The organism is Hymenobacter sp. PAMC 26628, from assembly GCF_001562275.1.
Lineage (GTDB): Bacteria > Bacteroidota > Bacteroidia > Cytophagales > Hymenobacteraceae > Hymenobacter.
The window spans coordinates 4,321,285-4,338,456 of the sequence record NZ_CP014304.1 but is presented as its reverse complement, the minus strand read 5'-3'; the positions used below and the strand labels follow the sequence as shown (position 1 = coordinate 4,338,456).

Here is a 17,172-nt window from a genome sequence, read left to right as displayed (position 1 = left end):
CTAGCCTGATGGGTGTGCAGTGCCTACGGAGGCCACTGCGAAGACTTTGCCCGCCCGCCCCGGGAAATTGCCCAAACCGGCCTTGTCAGTCCAACTGCAATTGGAGGGATAATAAGTTTTTGATGAAAATTTATTTGGAATGTGTCTAAACAATGCGCTAGTTTTGCATCAGTTTTGAATCATTCTAAATAGCCCGATGCGCAAAATCTTACTTTCCACGGTGGCGGCGGCCTTCCTTTTGCCGGCTTTGGGGCAGGCCCAGCTGGCCCCGGCCGGCACTCCGGCCACCCGCTTGCACCAGCGGCCGGGTGCCATCAAGGGCGTCATCCGCACCAGCGACGGCCAGCCGGCGGCTTTTGTGAGCGTCGGCATCCCCAAGCTGGGCAAGGGCGCCAACACGGCCGAGGATGGCTCGTTCCAGATCATCGGCGTCGAGCCGGGGCCCCACGTGCTGCAAGTGTCGTTCGTGGGCTTGCAGCCCCAGCAGCAAACCGTGGCGGTAGAAGCCGGCCAGGTTACCCGGGCTGATTTTGCGCTGAGCGAAAACGCGGCCCGGCTCCAGGAGGTGGTCGTGACGGCCACCAGCGTCATCAACCGGCGGGCCACGGCCAGCAAGAGTGACCTTGCGCCCCTCGACCTGCCCCAAAGCATTGGGGTGGTGAGCAGCACCGTGATTGCCGACCAGCAGGTGAACCGCCTCGGCGATGCGCTGCGCAACGTGAGCGGCGTATCGCTGACGCAGCAGCGCGGCGGCGTGGCCGAAACGTTTTCGGCCCGGGGCTCCAGCATCGGCGTGGGCGGCGCGGGCGGCAGCATCTTCAAGAACGGGCTGCTGTCCAACACCCAGGGCTTCCCCGATGCCAGCACCCTGGAATCGGTGGAAGTGCTGAAGGGCGCGGCGGCCCTGCTCTACGGCAACGTATCGGGCGGGCTGGTTATCAACATGGTCACCAAGAAGCCGCGCTACGAGTGGGGCGGCGCGGTGGAGATGCGCGCCGGCAGCTACGGCTTCTACAAGCCGATGGTGGACGTGTACGGGCCGCTCACCAAAAACCTGGCCTTCCGGGTGGTGGGCACCTACGAAAACGCCCAAAGCTACCGCGACGTGGTGACCCAGAAGCGCCTGTACGTGAACCCCTCGCTGCGCTACAAGCTCGGGGAGAAAACCGACCTGCTGGTGCAGGGCGACTACCTGCGCTCCAACCTCACGCCCGATGCGGGCGTGGGCATCATCAACCAGAACACCGACGCCCGGCTGCCGGACGCCGCGCCGCGCGCGCGCTTCATCAACACGGCGTGGGCCTACAACGTGACGGACCAGGCCAGCGGCTCGGCCGTGCTCAACCACCGCTTTTCCGACCAGTGGCGGCTGAGCGCCATTGCCGGCGTGCAGGACACCCGCGTGCACGGCTTCGGGGCGGCCGTGCCCAACAACACCATTGCTGCCAACGGCGACTACACCCGCACCCTGAGCGCCGCCAACACCAGTGAGCGCAACTACAACGCCCAGCTGAACCTGAACGGCAAGTTCGACACGGGTTTCCTGCACCACCAGCTGCTGGTGGGGGCCGACGCGCTGCGCATCGTGAGCACCACCACCACGTTCAAGTACCAGGATGCCAGCGGCAAGGTGGGCCCGGCCTACGACAAAATCAACCTCATCGACCGCGCGAAGTACGAGGAGCGCCTGGACGTGCCCGGCATCATCGACACGGCCCGCACCACCTCGCCTTCGTACCGCTTCGGGGGCTACGTGCAGGACTTGGTTACGCTCACGCCCAAGTTTAAGGTGCTGGCCGGCGTGCGCTACTCGTACCAGAACACGCGGCAAACCACCATTGCCAACCTCGACCAGCAGCGCGAACGCGGCGGCGTGGCCGCCGACAAGCGGGACAAGGCGTTTTCGCCCAAAGGCGCGCTGATTTACCAGCCCCTGCCCACGCTCTCGTTCTACGCCAGCTACGCCAACAACTTCATCGTCAACACCGGCACCGACATTTACCTCCAGAACCTGTCGCCCTCGCTGGTGAACCAGTACGAGGCCGGGGCCAAGACGGAGCTGTTCGGCAGCCGCCTGTTTGCCAACGCCACCGTGTACCGCTACCGCAACGGCAACTTTGCCCAAATCGCGGCCCTCGACCAGTACGGCAAGCCCAACGGCAACACCAACATCAAGGAGCTGACCGGCGAAACCACCAGCGACGGGGTGGACGTGGACATCAGCGGCAGCTTCGCCACCAACCTGTACTTCAACGTGGGCTACGCCTACAACTACGCCCGCTACACCCACACGGCCGGCGTGGCGGGTAGCCCCGTGGAGGGCGAGCGCCTCACCAACAACCCGGCCCACACCGCCAACGCCGCGCTTTTCTACACCTTCACCCAGCCCGGCCTGCGGGGCCTCAAGCTGGGGGCCTCGGCCTTCTACACCGGCCAGCGCCTGGGCGGCAACAACAACACGGTGGGCCAGGCGCCGGTGTACAATCGCCTCATTGCCCTGAGCGGCTTCACCACCGTCGACCTGTCGGCGGGCTACGCCTTCGAGCACTTCTCCCTCCTGGCCAAGGTGTCCAACGTCACCAACGCGCTGAACTACCTGGTGCACGACCGCTACAGCATCAACCCCATCCCGCCCCGCCAGTTCCTGACCACGGTGGGCTACCGGTTCTAAGGCGGCGAATGCGGACGCTCCGTCGCCGCATTCCGCCTGTTTGTCCTGATTGATTTGACCCATCGGCCTGGCCGGTGGGTTATTTGCTGAAAATCTGGCTTCTATGAAAGTACTCTTCCGCCGCATTCACTTGTACCTCGGGCTTGCCTCGGGGCTTTTCCTGGTGATGGTGTGCCTCACGGGCTCGTTGTTGGTGTTCGAGCAGGAGCTGGAGCACCTCTGGCACCCCGCGCGCTACTTCGTGGCGCCGGCCGGGGGGCCCCGCCTGTCGCTGGCCCAGCTCACCGCCGCCGTGCGCGCCGCCAAGCCCCAGGCCAAGGTCAGCAGCTTCAAAATCTATGCCGACCCCGCCCGCACCGTGGAGGTGAACCTGGCCGGCAGCGGCAATAAAGGCGGCGAAGGCCGGGGCGCAACGGCCGGCGGGGGCCCCCGCGGCGGGCAAGGGCCGGGCGAAGGCCGGGCCGAAAGCCGTCCTTCCGCCGAAGCCCGGGGCCCCGGGCCCCTTGCCCCCGCGGGGCCCCAGGGCCCGGGCGGCCGCAGGGGTAAGGGCCGCGACAACGGCCCGCGCCTCTTCCTGAACCCCTATACTGGGGCCATTGCGGGCGAGGTGAAGCCCCAGGATTCGTTCTTCCACTTCGTCGAGCAGCTGCACCGGGGGCTGGTGGCGGGCCGGGTGGGCAAGCTCGTGATGGGCATCAACGCCATCATTTTCCTCTTCATCCTGGGCACGGGCCTCGTGCTGTGGTGGCCAGCTGCCCGCAAGGCCCTCACCCAGCGCCTGATGGTGAAGTGGGGCAGCAGCTGGAAGCGCCTCAACCACGATTTCCACATCGTGCTGGGCTTTTACACCTCGCTGTTTCTGTTCATCATGGCCCTCACGGGCGTGGGCATGTCGTTCGATTGGGTGGGCAACACCATCAACACCCTCACCCACTCGCCCTCGCAGCGCCCCGAGCCGCCTGCCTCCACCGTGCCGGCCGCAGCGGGCCAAACCTTCGGGGCCGACGACGCCCTGGCCGCGGCGCGCCAACAGGCCCCGGCCGCCGAAAGCTATAACATGCAGCTACCCAAGGAAGCCACCGGCAGCCTCCAGGTGGGCATACTGCGCCCCGGGGCCCCCACCGAGCGCGCCACCAACGACGTGTACTTCGACCGGTACTCGGGCCAGGTGCTGCGCCGGACCACCTACGCCCAGCAGCCGCTGGGCCAGCGCATCCGGGGCTTGTTCAAGCCCATCCACACGGGCGCCATTTTCGGCTGGCCCACCAAGGTGCTGGCCTTCATCATCGTGTTGCTGGGGGCCACATTCCCCGTCACCGGCACGTTGCTGTGGCTGAACCGCACGCGCAAATCCAAGAAGAAAAGCGCGCCCCGCGGGCTGGCCGTGGAGGTGGGGTAGGGCCCCCGGCGCTTGGGGGCGGTTCGGTCAGGGACGGTTTGGATTAATTGAGTTAATAAACACGGTCATGCTGAACGCAGTGAAGCATCTCTCCCGCGCAAGTAATTAGGTTTACTGCTGCGGTAGAGATGCTTCACTGCGTTCAGCATGACCGTGTTTATAGCTTTTATCAGTTCAACAAAGGCCAGTTGGCAAGCGACGCCTGCCTAACCTGGGGCCCTACCGTACCACCTGCACCCAGCCCTTTACTTGGCGGTCGTCGGCGTCGCGCAGCAGGTAGTAGTAGAGGCCGGCGGGCAGGCCTTCGGCCGCCCAGTTGTTGTGGTAGTCGGCGGTGGTGTACACCTCCTGGCCCCAGCGCGAAAACACTTTCAGGCTGGCCGGCTGGCAAGTGAAGCGCGGCTGGAAGGTGGCGTTCAGCTGGTCGTCGTTGGCGGTGATGACGTTGGGCACGAACACGTCGCCCACCTCCACCGGCGCAAACTGCGTGATGACCTCGCACCCCGCGTAGCGCGCCGTGAGCCGGATGCGGTAGGTGCCGGCCTGCACGTAGCGGTGCGTAGGCGCGGCCTCGGTGCTGACGGGACTGCCATCACCAAAATCCCAGCTGTAGGTGCCGCCGGCCAGCAGCGGCGTCATCGGGCAGTCGAAGGGCGCGAGGCCGGCGTATTGGGGCGCGGCGGCGCACACGGGTAGGTTTAGGGGCACGTCGCTGAGGCTGGCGGGGGCCAGGATGACGCGGCGGGTGGCGGTGGTCTGGCACACGCCCTGCGTCACGGCGTAGGTCAGCTCGAACGCGCCGCCCCGGTTCTGGGTATTGGGCGGCGTGAAGAGGCCGCCGGGGCTCACGCCCGTGCCGCTCCAAGTGCCGCCGGCCGGGTTGGCGCGCAGCTGGAAGGGCCGCAGCTGGTCGGCGCACAGCGTGGTGTCGGGGCTCACCCGCGCCTGCACGGGGCTGCTGATGACCACCTGCTGGGTGGCCGCGCCGCAGGCCAGCGAGTCGGCCACGGTGTAGGTGAGGGTGTGGGTGCCCGCGCCCGCCGCCTGGGGCGAAAACGTGTTGCCCGTCACGCCCGGTCCGCTGAAGGTGCCGCCGGCCGGGGCCCCCACCAGCGTCACGGCCGGGCTGCTCACGCACCGGGGCCCCACCGGGGCAAAGTCCGGCACGGTGGCCGGCGCCACCTGGTAGCGCACCCGCAGCGTGGCCTGGCAAATGCCCGTGGTGGTCACCTTGTAGGTCAGCACGAAGGCGCCGGGGCCCGCCGCGCTGGGCACAAACTGGTAGCCCCCGCCAGCGGTGCGCTGCACGCCCGGGCCGCTCCACACACCGCCGCCGGGGGCGCCGCCCAGGGCCACCGGGGCCCCGCTGGCGCACAGGGCGCGCCGGGGCCCCGCGTCGGCCACTTCGGGCTGGAAGTCCATCTTAAAGGCCGCGTTGTTGCAGTTCACGCTGCCGTTGCGGTTGGTGTAGGTGTTGGCGCCGGGTGGCACCGGGAAGCCCGACGTGCCGCCGCAGCCGCCGCACACGGCCTGGTACACAATGCCGCGCTTGTCGAAGCGCGAGGTGCCGCCGTCCACGTGCTCGCCGCGGCCGCCGGCCTCGCCAAAAAACGTCGCGTAGTCGAGCCCCACCATGCCGGGCAGGAACTCGGCCAGGTAAAAATCGGAGCCGTCGGTGGTGCGCTGGGCCGCGTCGGCCGTCACGGGCAGGCCGCGGGTGCTGCCGCCCAGGTTGCCGGCGTTGGTGCCGCCGCCCCAGCCGCTCACGTAGATGCGCTCACAATCGTCGACGAGGAACGCCGTGGGCACCAGGTTGATGCCCGCGCCCGACCCAAACACGGTGCTGTACAAGCTGGCCGTCAGTTCGGCGTCCAGCTTCTGGATGAACTGGCCGCTGCCCGCGTTGGCGTACAGGCCGGCTGTGACGGGGAAGGTGCCGCCCAGCGTTTGGCCCAGCAAGTAGGCGTTGCCGGCCGCGTCGAGCTGCAAAAACTGGGCTTGGTCGTAGCCGGCCGTGCCCACGTAGGTGGCCCGCTCCAGGGTGCGGCCGTCGGCGCTGATGCGGGCCGCGAAGCCGTCCACGCCGCCCGGGCGGGCCGCGCGGTAGGCCCCGGCGGTGGCCGGGAAGTTGGGGCTGGTGGTGCCGCCGCTCACGTACACCCGGCCGGCGGCGTCGCGCTGCACCGAGTACGCGGCGTCGGCGCCGCTGCCGCCCAGCAGGCTGGCCCAGGTCACGGCGCTCAGGCCCGCGTTCAGCTTGCACACCACGCCGTCGGAGGTGCCGCCGCGGTAGGTGCCGTTGAAGCCCGTGCCCAGGCCGGGGAAGTTGGGCGAGTTGGTGTTGGCCGCCACGTACACGTTGCCGTCGCCGTCGAGCAGCACGTCGCTGCGGAAGGCCTCGCCGTAGTTGGCCGCCAGGCGCTGGGTGGCGGCCACGCGCGGGTCGGGGTCGAGCACGCCGTCGTTGCCGCTGCCGCCCAGGTAGGTGCCGGCCAGCAGCGTGCCGCCGTCGGCGCTGAGGCGGGCCACGAACATGTCGGCCCCGTTGGCCAAGATTTCGGTGGCGTCACCGCCCTGAAAGGGTTCGATGGCCGTGCCCCCGCCGAAGCGCCGGCTCAGGGCCCCCGCGGTGGTGGGAAAGTTGGGCGAGCCCGTGCTGCCCAGCACCACCAGCTCACCCAAGGCGTTGGTCACCAGGCTATGCGGGAACTCCGTGCCGCTGCCGCCCAGGTACGTGGCCCAGACCCGCGCCGCCGGGCCGCTCACCTGGGTGTTGTACTTGATGAGGGCCACGTCGCACAGGGCCCCAAACTTGGTTTGGAACGCGCCCACCGTGGTTGGGTAGCCGGGCCCAAAAGCAATGCCGCCCGAAAATAGGTTGCCCGACGGCCCGTAGGTGGCCGTGAAGCCCCAGTTGTCGTCGGTGGCGCCGGTGAAGCTCGAAAACACCACTTTCGGGTCGATGGTCAGGGCCCGTTGGTGGTCGTAGGGCCCCAGGGCGAAGCGCACCGTGCTGCCAATCAGCGTGTAGCGGCAGGCCACGGGCTGGCGGCGGCCCTGGGCGTCGGTTTGCCAGGCCTGGGGAGCTAGCTCCGTCACGCGGCCCACGGCGGTGGCAATGGCCAGGTCGCCGGTAGCAGCGTCGAGGGCCACGGCCTGCGTGCCCTCGTAGCGCAGCGCCACGCGGGCGGCGTCGGCGCCGGGGGCCAGGGCGAAGTCGTACTCCAGCTGCTGGCCCGCGTTTTCGTACACCGCCGCGTCGATGCCCGGCCACAGCCCGGCGTACTGCACCCGCCGGAAGCTGCCCACGCCCCGGGCCCAGCGGCGCGGGTCGCTGCCCTGCAAGTAGTTGCGCACCTCGCCCGTGGGGCCCGTGGCCACCGGGCGCGCCTGCCGGCTGGCTCCCTCAAAATGCACGGTGTAGGCGTGGCCCGCCACTTGGTCGCCGGGCAGGGCGGGGGCGGTTTCGGCCGGGGCCCCGCGGTGGCGGGGCAGCGCGGCGGGGTCCACGAACAGGTAGGTGAGGGCCGCGTTTTCGAGGAACAGCCGGCCGCTGGGCAGCGCCGCCGCGTAGCGGGCGCGGGCGTCCCACTGGCCCTTGTTTTCGACGAATTCAAGCGAGGCCGCGCCGGGGGCCGACCTGGGGGCCACGGCCGGGCGCGGCGCGGCGGCCAGCGGCGCAGGCGCCAAAGCAGCGGCCCCCAGCAGCAGGGTTCCGCAGTACACTAAGTAGCGTTGTTTCATAGCAAGGAAGGGCGGGGCAGGCAGCGCGGCGCCGGCCCGCCAAGGTACCTTTGCCGCTCGTTAAAGAATTCGTTGTGCGTCGTTCGTTCGCTTTCAAAATTACACTTTTAGCGCTGGCTTGGCTCGTGCTCGCCATTGCCTGCGAGCGGGTGCCGGCGGGCACCTGGTGGCCGGCGGTTTTCGGGGCCCTCACGACGCCCGGGGCCCTGCTGCTGACGGCCGCGCTGGCCCTGTACTGGCTGCGGCGCGACTGGCGCGGGGCCCTGCTGCCGGCCGTGGCGCTGGCCCTGTGCTGGCCGCACGTGCAGCGGGGCCTGGCGCTGCACTGGCCGGCCGGGGGCGCCGCCCAAAGCAGTGGCCCCGGCCCGGGCCTTGCTTCCACCTTTCTGCCCGAGGCCGCGCCCGGGGCCCTGCGGCTGCTCTCGGCCAACGTGCGCATTTTCAACGTGTACGCCGAGCTGCGTAATCCGAACTTCGCGTCTTCCAAAGCCTTTATCGCCTGGCTGGCCGAGAGTCCGGCCGATGTGCTCTGCCTCCAGGAGTTCTACAACGAGCCGCGTGGCTCGCGCGAAAACGGCCCGGTGTTCCGCAGCGCCGAGCGGCTGGGGCGCGGCAGCGGGCGGCACGCGTTCGTGAGCATCAGCCTCACCAACCGCATCGGGGCCGAGTTTGGGCTGGCCATCTTTTCGCGCTTTCCCATTGTGCGGCGCGGCACCATCCCGTTCGGCAAAATCAGCCAGAACCACGCCATGTGGGCCGACCTGGCCCGCCCCGCAGGTTCCGCGGGCCCCGGCCAGCCGCGCGCTGATACCATCCGCGTCTTCAACCTGCACCTGCAAAGCATGAGCCTGGCCGAGGGCGACATCGTGGACGCCTCCACCACCAAGGCCGGCCTGCGCGACAAGGCCCCCAATTTGCTGCGCCGCTTCCGCAACGGGGCCGTGGCCCGCGCCTGGCAAACCGATACCGTGCTGGCCCGCGTGCGCCGCTCGCCCTACCCGGTGCTGCTGGCCGGCGACTTCAACGACCTGCCCTACTCGTACCCTTACGACCAATTCGCCGGGGCCCTCACCAACGCCTGGGCCGCCGTGGGCCTCGGCCTGGGCGCCACCTACCACGGCCGCCTGCCCGGCCTGCGCATTGACCAGCAGTTTGCCAGCCCGCAGTGGCAGGTGCTGGGCTGCCGCGTGCACGACGAGATTTTGTGGTCCGACCATTTCCCGGTGGAAGCCCTGTACCTACTGGGGCCCCGCTAACCCCACCCCACCGGATTCCGCGCATCAAGCGGCATGGGCCGGGGGTGGGGTTTTTTGCGTTGGGCCCGAAGCGCACAAATTGCCGAACTTTGCGCCGCCCGCCACCGAACGAACCGGACCGGTCGCCGGTTGCTCGCTTTCTGACTTTCTGATTTTCATGTCGCTGACTCTTTATAATACGCTTACCCGCGCCAAAGCGCCCTTCGTGCCCATTCAGCCGCCCGTGGTGGGCGTGTACTTGTGCGGGCCCACCGTGTACAGCGAGGCCCACCTGGGCAACGCCCGGGGCCCCGTGGTGTTCGACGTGCTCACGCGCTACCTGCGCTACCTCGGCCACACCGTGCGCTACGTGCGCAACATCACCGACGTGGGCCACCTTGAAAGCGACGCCGACACCGGCGAAGACAAGCTCGCCAAAGCCGCCCGTGCCCAGCGCCTCGAGCCCATGCAGGTGGCCCAGCACTTCGCCAACCGCTACCGCGCCCACATGGCCCAGCTCGGCTGCCTGCCGCCCGACATCGAGCCCCAGGCCAGCGGCCACATCACCGAGCAAATCGGGCTGGTGGAGGAAATCATCGCCAACGGCCTGGCCTACGAGGTGAACGGCTCGGTGTACTTCGACGTGCCCAAGTACGACGCGCAGCACGACAAAGCCGGGCGCTACGGCAAGCTCGCGAACCGCAGCATTGAGGACCAGCTCGCCGGCACCCGCGACACGCTGGCCGGCCAGGACGAGAAGCGCAGCCCGCTCGATTTTGCCCTCTGGAAAAACGCTGCGCCCGAGCACATCATGCGCTGGCCCTCGCCCTGGGGCGAAGGCTTCCCCGGCTGGCACCTCGAATGCTCGGCCATGAGCCGCAAGTACTTGGGTGCCGAGTTCGACATCCACGGCGGCGGGCTCGACCTGATGTTTCCGCACCACGAGTGCGAAATTGCCCAGAGCCAGGGCAGCCACAGCCACACCGACGAGGCCCGCGTGTGGATGCACAACAACATGATTACCGTAGGCGGCGCCAAGATGAGCAAGTCGACGGGCAACTTCATCACCCTCACCAACTTGTTTGCGGGCCCCACCGGCGGCCTCAGCCAGGCGTATTCGCCCATGGTGGTGCGCTTCTTCCTGCTGCAAGCCCACTACCGCAGCCCCGTCGACGTGAGCGACGACGCCCTGCAAGCCGCCCGCAAAGGCTACCGCAAGCTGATGAACGGCCTGCGCCTGCTGGATAAATTAGTTGTTAGTAGTTCGTTGTCAGCTGTCAGTGGGCAAGACGGCCAGGCAGGGGCCCAAAAAAACGGCCCAACAACTGACAACGAACAACCAACAACTAAAGACAACGCCGAGCTAACCAAGCTCACCGCCGACCTGTGGGTGGGCCTGGACGACGACCTGAACACGGCCCGTAGCATCGCGGCGCTGTTCAACCTGCTGCGCAAATTCAACGCGCTGGCCACCACGCCCGCCGCCCGCGCCGGCGTGAGCGACGCCGCCCTGGCCGCCGCCGCCACCGCCTACCGGGCCCTGGTGACCGACGTGCTGGGCCTGCGCGACGAGCCCCGCGCCAACGCCGAGGAGCTGCTGGCCCTCACGCTGGGCTTTTACTCCGAAGCCAAGGCCGACAAAGCCTACGACAAAGTGGACGTCATCCGCGCCGCCCTCAAGGACCAGGGCATCGTCATCAAAGACACCAAGGCCGGCGTGGAGTGGGCCTACAGCGAGGACTAGGGCCCCGGCGCGAAATTTGTCATTCACCGCGTTAGGCCGTCGTGTCATTAGGCCGTTGCCATCGGGCCGTCATGCAGAGCGCAGCGAAGCATCTTTCCTGCGTAACTAATCAATTACCGCCGCGAAAAAGATGCTTCGCTGCGCTCTGCATGACGGCCTTTCGAACGGCCCTTTGCATATATAGCACCTTGTAGTATAACGGCTGCTCGTATAATCGATTCACCCCAATCCATGCGTTTCCTTCGCCTTCCCCTGGCCGCTTTGGCGGGCCTGCTGCTACTCACCGCCTGCCCCAGCAAAACCCCCGACGCCGGCACCGACGCCGCGGCCCCCGAGGCGCCGCTGCCCAAAGCCCCGGCCTTCAACGCCGATTCGGCCTACGCCTTCACGGCCAAGCAGGTGGCGTTTGGGCCCCGGGTGCCCAACTCGAAGGCGCACATTGCCTGCGGCGACTGGCTGGTGGCCAAGCTCAAAGGCTACAAGTTGAAGGTGTTGCAGCAGCCGTTCGACGCCATGACGTTTGACGGTACTAACATCCACGGCCGCAACATCATCGCCCAATTTCAGCCGCAGGCCGCGCGCCGGGTGGCCATCTTCGGCCACTGGGACACGCGCCCCTTTGCCGACGCCGACAAGGTGCACAAGAACGCGCCCATGGACGGCGCCTCCGACGGGGCCAGCGCCGTGGCCGTGGCCCTGGAAATGGCCCGCGTGCTCAGCCAACAGCCCGACAGCCTAGCCCCCGCCGTGGGCGTCGATTTTATCTTCTTCGACGCCGAGGACTGGGGCTACGAAACCACCACCCAGGCTGACCTGAAGGACCAGCTGGAGGAAAGCGCCACCACGTCGTCGTGGTGCCTGGGCTCGCAATATTGGGCCGCGCACCTGCTGCCCGCCGGCTACAAGGCCGAGTACGGCGTGCTGCTCGACATGGTGGGCGCCAAGGGCGGCGTCTTCACCCGCGAGGGCACCTCGCGCGAAAACGCCCTGGGGCCCCTGAACAAAATCTGGAACACCGCCGCCCGCCTCGGCTACTCCGATTACTTCCGCTACCAGGACACCGGCGGCATCACCGACGACCACGTATTCGCCAACAAGGCCGGCGTACCCACCATCGACATCTACCACTACAACAACAGCGTGGACATCTTCCCCGCCTACCACCACGCCACCGGCGACAATATGAGCATCATCGACCGCAAAACCCTGAAAGCGGTGGGCCAAACGATGCTGCAAACCCTGTACGTGGATTGATTTATAGCAGCCTTTCACCAAAAAAAGCCCCGCCAACGCGGGGCTTTTTCGTGAAAGACCGTCATCAAAGGCCGTCATGCTCATCTGGCGTCCGCGCAGCCGAAGCATCTCTCCCGCAGCAGTAAACCATGATTAGTTGAGCAGTAAAGATGCTTCGGCTGCGCTCAGCATGACGGCTTTTGAGCGTTCCTATAATGCATTGAGATACGTCAGTCGGGCCCCGGCGGCGTCCACCGTCAGGGTCGCTGCGCGGCCCACCACCAGGGCCCTGTTATCGGCCTCGTGGCCCACGGCGAAGCCGTAGCCGACGGGGAAGTTGTACAGCTGGGCGTAGTTGTTGATGATTTCCAGGGCTGAGTGGCCGAAGGGGATGGCGTTGTCGTGCATCTGCGAGAAGTGGCCCACTACCAGCCCGGCCAGGCCCGCCAGCTGGCCGCTGCGGTGCAGGTGCAGCAGCATCCGGTCGATGTGGTAGAGGTACTCGTCGAGGTCTTCGATAAACAAAATCCGACTCGCGAAGCTGGCCTGCGAGCCCGTGCCCGTGAGCGTGTGCAGCAGGCTGAGGTTGCCGCCCACCAGGGCCCCGGTGGCCGTGCCGGGCCGGTTGAGGGGGTGCACTGGGGCCCCCAGGCCGGCGTCGGCTTCGCCGAACAGGGCGCGGCGCAGGCTCTCCAAGGCCTCCTCGCCGCCGGGCTGGTTGAACAGCACCGGCACCGGGCTGTGCAGGCTGGCGAAGCCCCGGCGCAGCAAGTGGCAGTTGAGCACGGTAACGTCGGAAAAGCCGGCCACCCACTTCGGGTGCTGCGCAAACCGCTCGAGGTCAAGCCCGTCTACGATGCGGGCGGTGCCGTAGCCGCCGCGGGCGCAGAAGATGGCGCGGATGCTGGGGTCGTCGAGCTGCTGCTGGAAGTCGCGGCGGCGCGCGTCGTCGTCGCCGGCAAACTGGTGGCTTTCGGCCCCGATGCTTGCCCCCAGCGTCACCTCCAGGCCCCAGCCGGCGAGGGTTTCGAGGGCCTCGGCCAGGTCGGCGGGCGGCACTTTGCGGGCGGGGGCCACGATGGCCACGCGCTGGCCGGCTTGCAGCGGCGGCGGAAAAACAATCGGCATAACGAAACTTTAAGTAGTCGGGCAAAAATAAATGGGTTGTCAGTTACTCGTTGTCAGTTGTCAGTCAATAGCTTATCAACTAGCTAATAACTGACAACGAGCAACTGACAACTTAAAAGGGCCCGCAAAATAACGGCCGCCCGCGCCCCGCCCGCGGCAACCTGGCCCGCCGGGGCCCCGTTTGCCCAAGGCACCCCACTGCTGCTGCCATGAAAATCCTGCCTTCCCTCGCCGCCGGCCTCGCCGGGGCCCTGGCCCTCACCGCCCTGCACGAAACCGTGCGCCGCCTGCGCCCCCGCGACGCGCCCCGCATGGACCTGCTTGGCGAGCGGGCCCTGCGCCAGCTACTGGCGCAAGCTGACGCCGACCAACCCAACGACCAGGAAGCCTACTTCCTCACTATGGCTGGCGACGTAGTGGGCAACGCGCTATACTTCAGCTTGGTGGGCAGCGGCCGGCACGCCCCGCGGCGCGGCCTGCTGCTGGGCCTGGCTGCCGGCGTGGGCGGCGTGGTGCTGCCGGGGCCCCTGGGCCTGGGCACCGCGCCCAGCGCCCGCACCCCCCAAACCCAGGCCATGACCGTTGCCTGGTACACGGTGGGCGGCGTAGTAGCCGGCGCCGTGGCCCGGGCGCTGCGCCGGCGGCGCTAGGGTTTGGCTGGCGCTCAGCCGTTATTCACCCGCCGTGTGCCACCTTGCGGCGGCGGGCGCCAAAGTGCAGCCCAGCAGACCGTTAATCTTGTTTACGCACGCTTTTTTCTTCTGATAATGAAAACAATCTTATTCTTGCTGGCGCTGTGGCTGCTGGCCGCCGTGGGCCCCGCCGCCGCCCAAATCGATACCACCCGCGCCCGCTACTACCAGCCCGTGTTTGCCAACGTGGACGTGACCAGCAACGTGGCCTATGGTTCGGCCCCCACTTACACCGGCAGCACCCAGTCGCTGGTGATGGACATCTACCAACCCGCCGGCGACACGGTGAAGCGCCGGCCACTTATCATTTTCGCCCACCAAGGCGGCTTTTTCCTGGGCTCCAAAACCGACGCCTACATGGTGGCCGTGTGCACCCGGCTGGCCCGGCTGGGCTACGTCACGGCCAGCATGGAGTACCGCCTGGGCTTCGCCGTCACGGGCCTCGCCCAGCCCGCCGACACCACGGGCCTGGCCCAGGCCGCCATCCGCGGCATGCAGGACATGAAGGCCGCCGTGCGCTTCTTCCGGCAGGACGCGGCCACGGCCAAAACCTACCGCGTACACGCCAGCTACATCGCCGTGGGCGGCTCGTCGGCCGGCGCCTTTATGGCCTTGGAAACTGGCTACTTAGACAAGGCCAGCGAAGTGCCCGCCTACGTGGGCCTGGCCGCGCTGGGCGGGGTGGATGGCCAAAGCGGCAACCCCGGTTACAGCGCCGCCGTGCTGGCCGTGCTCAACCTGAGCGGCGCCCTTGAAAGCCCCAGCTACATCGAAGCTGGCAATGCGCCGCTGTGCAGCGTACACGGCACCGCCGACCGCACGGTGCCCTTCTTTCAGGGCAAAATCGGCTCCATTATCCCCCCCAAGTACGTGTACGGCAGTGGCCGCCTCCACCCCCGCGCCGCGGCCCTGGGCATCCCCAACACGCTGCGCACCCTCAAGGGCGCGGACCACGTACCGTTTGAGAAAAATGCCGCCTACGCCGACACGGCGTTCTGGACCATGCGCGACTTCCTGCGGCCCCTGCTGCGGCAAACCGGTACCGTGCTGGCCGCCCGCGCCACCGCCGTGGGGCCCCAGGCCCAGGCCTACCCCAACCCCGCCACCGACGCCGTACAGCTGAACATCCCCGCCGCCTGGCGCCAGCTCGGCGAAGCCCAATTGCTCGACATGACCGGCCGCGTGGTGCGCCGCCTCGACCCCCGCACGGCTGACTTGCGCCTCACCCGCGGGGCCCTAACCGCCGGCGTGTACTCGCTGCGCTTCCCCGGCCAGGCCCCCCTGCGCATCGTGTTCGAGTAGCGCCGGGCGGCGCTGCTGGTACTTGCGACGAAAGCCTTGAGTGGCCTGCTTATGAAGGAACGGAATGGCTAATTACCTTGCGGGTAACGGAAGATTTTCTAGCAAGCATGGGTAATTATTCAAGGCGCAACTTCATCGAGCAAATTGGCTGGGGGCTGGGTGCCGCGGTTGCTTTGCCGCCCCTCGCCGCAATGGCGCCGGACCAAGCGCTGTTTCAGGGTAAGCAGAAGCTAAACATTGCGCTCTGTGGGCTGGGTCGCTACGCCAACGTCCTCAAAACCGGGCTGGCGGCCTCGCAGCATTGCCGCCTGGCGGGCATCGTGACCGGCACCCCCGCCAAGGCGGCGGAGTGGAAACGGGCTTACAACATACCCGACAAAAACAGCTACACCTACCAAACCTTCGACCAAATCAGCGCCAACCCGGCGATTGACTTGGTGTACATCACCCTCCCCAACGGGCTGCACAAAGAATACGTCCTCCGGGCCGCCAAGGCGGGCAAGCACGTCATCGTGGAGAAACCGATGGCCTTCACGGAGCAGGACTGCCAGGAAATGATTGCGGCCTGCCGAAGGGCGGGGGTGCAGCTAGCGGTTGGGTACCGGCTGCACTACGACCCCCACCACATTGAGCTGAAGCGACTGGGCCAGAACAAGGTATTTGGGCAAGTCCGCCTCATTGAAGCCTCGTTGGGCTACCGCTTGGAAGGCATCAGCCCGGACGATTGGCACCTGAAAAAAGCGCTAGCCGGTGGTGGGCCCCTTATGAACCTGGGGGTGTACTGCGTGCAAAGCGGCCGGTACGTGCTGGGCGAAGAACCCAGCGCGGTAACGGCGCAATTTGGGCCGGTTACCATGCCCCAGCTATTTAAAGAGGTCGAAGAAAACATCACCTGGCAGCTCTATTTCCCCAGCGGGGCCATCTGCACCTCCTCCAGCACGTCGAACTGCAACGTCGACCGGTTCTTCGCCTCCGCGGATGAGGGTTATTTTGAATTGCAGCTCGCGCTCAGCTATGGGCCTTTCCAGGGCCGCACCAGCCAGGCCGTGTTCAATTTTCCAGTAGTCAATCAGCAGGCCGCGCAGCTGGACGATATTGCCGCCCACATCCTAGCAAACAAGCCTTTGCCCGCCCACATATCCGGCGAGGAAGGCTGCAAAGACATGCGGGTAATCGAGGCCATTTACCAAGCGGCCCGCACGGGCCGAAAAATCACGCTGGCATGAGTACTCCCAAGAAATGGGCCTTTTCCCTGCTGACCTCCGGTGCGTTGCTGGTGCTGGTCACCGCGCTTCTGGTCCTGAATCCGGGCTTCTTGTACGCCAACCGGACGGCGACAACCCACTACGTCATCTACCATAACCGCGCCCTAGACCCGGCGCTGCTCCCCCGCCTGGATCAGGCCCGGGCGATAGACCAACAAAGCAGCTGGTTCGATCCGGCCCTGCGTCTGAATATCTGCTTGAACGACGGATCAGCGTATCCTAAGCTGGTGGAAAAGGTGCTGGGGCCCGCGTTTGGGTGGAGCGTCTACCGCAGCGTCGTACTCAGCGGAGAAGCCAATCCCCGAGCGAATTACGTGTTCCTAAATGGGTACAAGTGGAATTTAGTCCAGCTGCTCGCTCACGAAGCCGCCCATTGTTACCAGTTGCGGCGGTTGGGCATCTGGCGAATGAATCCAATAATTCAGCAGTACCCGACGTGGAAACTAGAAGGCTACGCGGAGTACGTTGCCCGCCGGGGCCCCAATTACCCGTCCCTACGCCAACAAGTCCAGCAACTAAACCAGGCGGAGCAAGCAACGCCGCACGAATGGGGCATCACCCTAGTCGATGGCACCACCGCCAGCCGTGAGTACGCGAACTACCTTATCATCACCACCTATTGCTTGGACGTTAAAAAGCTGACCTACCAGCAATTGCTGGCCGATACCACTTCCAAACAAACGGTTCACCGCCAACTAGCAAACTGGTATCGGCACGGGGAAAGCCAATAGGCGTTGCTCGCGCTGGCAGAGATTTCCT

General features: G+C 66.7%; 11 protein-coding genes. 9 read left to right on the top strand and 2 right to left on the bottom strand.

Features of this window, described 5'->3' with window-relative positions:
• The first annotated feature begins 196 nt into the window (after positions 1 to 196).
• Positions 197 to 2,671, top strand: coding sequence for a TonB-dependent receptor (locus AXW84_RS18805; protein WP_071892311.1), 2,475 nt, complete (start codon positions 197 to 199; stop codon positions 2,669 to 2,671).
• A gap of 103 nt (positions 2,672 to 2,774) precedes the next feature.
• The gene (locus tag AXW84_RS18800) at positions 2,775 to 4,070 is read left to right on the top strand and encodes a PepSY-associated TM helix domain-containing protein (protein ID WP_068236843.1); all 1,296 of its coding nucleotides are present in this window, start codon (positions 2,775 to 2,777) and stop codon (positions 4,068 to 4,070) included.
• 219 nt (positions 4,071 to 4,289) lie between these two features.
• On the opposite strand, the gene AXW84_RS18795 is transcribed toward AXW84_RS18800, so the two are convergent.
• On the bottom strand, positions 4,290 to 7,814 hold the full coding sequence (locus AXW84_RS18795; RefSeq protein ID WP_068236840.1) for a DUF7948 domain-containing protein: 3,525 nt from the start codon (positions 7,812 to 7,814) through the stop codon (positions 4,290 to 4,292).
• A 74-nt stretch (positions 7,815 to 7,888) separates the two neighbouring features.
• On the opposite strand from AXW84_RS18795, the gene AXW84_RS18790 reads away from it, so the two are divergent.
• The 3 genes from AXW84_RS18790 (at position 7,889) to AXW84_RS18780 (ending at position 12,047) form a co-directional block, all read left to right on the top strand.
• The gene (locus tag AXW84_RS18790) at positions 7,889 to 9,070 is read left to right on the top strand and encodes an endonuclease/exonuclease/phosphatase family protein (RefSeq protein ID WP_157887123.1); all 1,182 of its coding nucleotides are present in this window, start codon (positions 7,889 to 7,891) and stop codon (positions 9,068 to 9,070) included.
• 157 nt (positions 9,071 to 9,227) lie between these two features.
• Complete coding sequence (gene cysS / locus AXW84_RS18785) at positions 9,228 to 10,793, top strand: cysteine--tRNA ligase (protein ID WP_204248388.1); 1,566 nt, start codon at positions 9,228 to 9,230, stop codon at positions 10,791 to 10,793.
• A 231-nt stretch (positions 10,794 to 11,024) separates the two neighbouring features.
• Complete coding sequence (locus AXW84_RS18780) at positions 11,025 to 12,047, top strand: M28 family peptidase (protein ID WP_068236833.1); 1,023 nt, start codon at positions 11,025 to 11,027, stop codon at positions 12,045 to 12,047.
• A 189-nt stretch (positions 12,048 to 12,236) separates the two neighbouring features.
• Here the strand turns inward: AXW84_RS18780 and AXW84_RS18775 are convergent, their stop codons facing one another.
• Positions 12,237 to 13,154 (bottom strand): S66 peptidase family protein, encoded by a 918-nt coding sequence (locus AXW84_RS18775; RefSeq protein WP_068236830.1) that lies wholly within the window; start codon positions 13,152 to 13,154, stop codon positions 12,237 to 12,239.
• A 209-nt stretch (positions 13,155 to 13,363) separates the two neighbouring features.
• On the opposite strand from AXW84_RS18775, the gene AXW84_RS18770 reads away from it, so the two are divergent.
• The 4 genes from AXW84_RS18770 (at position 13,364) to AXW84_RS18755 (ending at position 17,144) form a co-directional block, all read left to right on the top strand.
• The gene (locus tag AXW84_RS18770; protein WP_068236827.1) at positions 13,364 to 13,804 is read left to right on the top strand and encodes a hypothetical protein; all 441 of its coding nucleotides are present in this window, start codon (positions 13,364 to 13,366) and stop codon (positions 13,802 to 13,804) included.
• Between the two features lie 117 nt (positions 13,805 to 13,921).
• A complete protein-coding gene (locus tag AXW84_RS18765) occupies positions 13,922 to 15,148 on the top strand; it encodes an alpha/beta hydrolase fold domain-containing protein (RefSeq protein WP_068236824.1) in 1,227 nt (408 codons plus the stop codon).
• Between the two features lie 191 nt (positions 15,149 to 15,339).
• On the top strand, positions 15,340 to 16,374 hold the full coding sequence (locus AXW84_RS18760) for a Gfo/Idh/MocA family protein (protein WP_335339475.1): 1,035 nt from the start codon (positions 15,340 to 15,342) through the stop codon (positions 16,372 to 16,374).
• Positions 16,371 to 17,144: a hypothetical protein gene (locus AXW84_RS18755; RefSeq protein WP_157887122.1), complete on the top strand. Its 774-nt coding sequence runs from the start codon at positions 16,371 to 16,373 to the stop codon at positions 17,142 to 17,144. Before AXW84_RS18760 ends, AXW84_RS18755 begins: the two co-directional genes overlap by 4 nt.
• The last annotated feature ends 28 nt before the right edge of the window (positions 17,145 to 17,172 follow it).

Excerpts from the sequence above, each read along its gene's own strand:
- AXW84_RS18805 (WP_071892311.1), top strand. The coding sequence starts at position 197 with ATGCGCAAAATCTTACTTTCCACGGTGGCGGCGGCCTTCCTTTTGCCG.
- AXW84_RS18800 (WP_068236843.1), top strand. The coding sequence starts at position 2,775 with ATGAAAGTACTCTTCCGCCGCATTCACTTGTACCTCGGGCTTGCCTCG.
- AXW84_RS18795 (WP_068236840.1), bottom strand. The coding sequence starts at position 7,814 with ATGAAACAACGCTACTTAGTGTACTGCGGAACCCTGCTGCTGGGGGCC.
- cysS (WP_204248388.1), top strand. The coding sequence starts at position 9,228 with ATGTCGCTGACTCTTTATAATACGCTTACCCGCGCCAAAGCGCCCTTC.
- AXW84_RS18780 (WP_068236833.1), top strand. The coding sequence starts at position 11,025 with ATGCGTTTCCTTCGCCTTCCCCTGGCCGCTTTGGCGGGCCTGCTGCTA.
- AXW84_RS18775 (WP_068236830.1), bottom strand. The coding sequence starts at position 13,154 with ATGCCGATTGTTTTTCCGCCGCCGCTGCAAGCCGGCCAGCGCGTGGCC.
- AXW84_RS18770 (WP_068236827.1), top strand. The coding sequence starts at position 13,364 with ATGAAAATCCTGCCTTCCCTCGCCGCCGGCCTCGCCGGGGCCCTGGCC.
- AXW84_RS18765 (WP_068236824.1), top strand. The coding sequence starts at position 13,922 with ATGAAAACAATCTTATTCTTGCTGGCGCTGTGGCTGCTGGCCGCCGTG.
- AXW84_RS18760 (WP_335339475.1), top strand. The coding sequence starts at position 15,340 with ATGGCGCCGGACCAAGCGCTGTTTCAGGGTAAGCAGAAGCTAAACATT.
- AXW84_RS18755 (WP_157887122.1), top strand. The coding sequence starts at position 16,371 with ATGAGTACTCCCAAGAAATGGGCCTTTTCCCTGCTGACCTCCGGTGCG.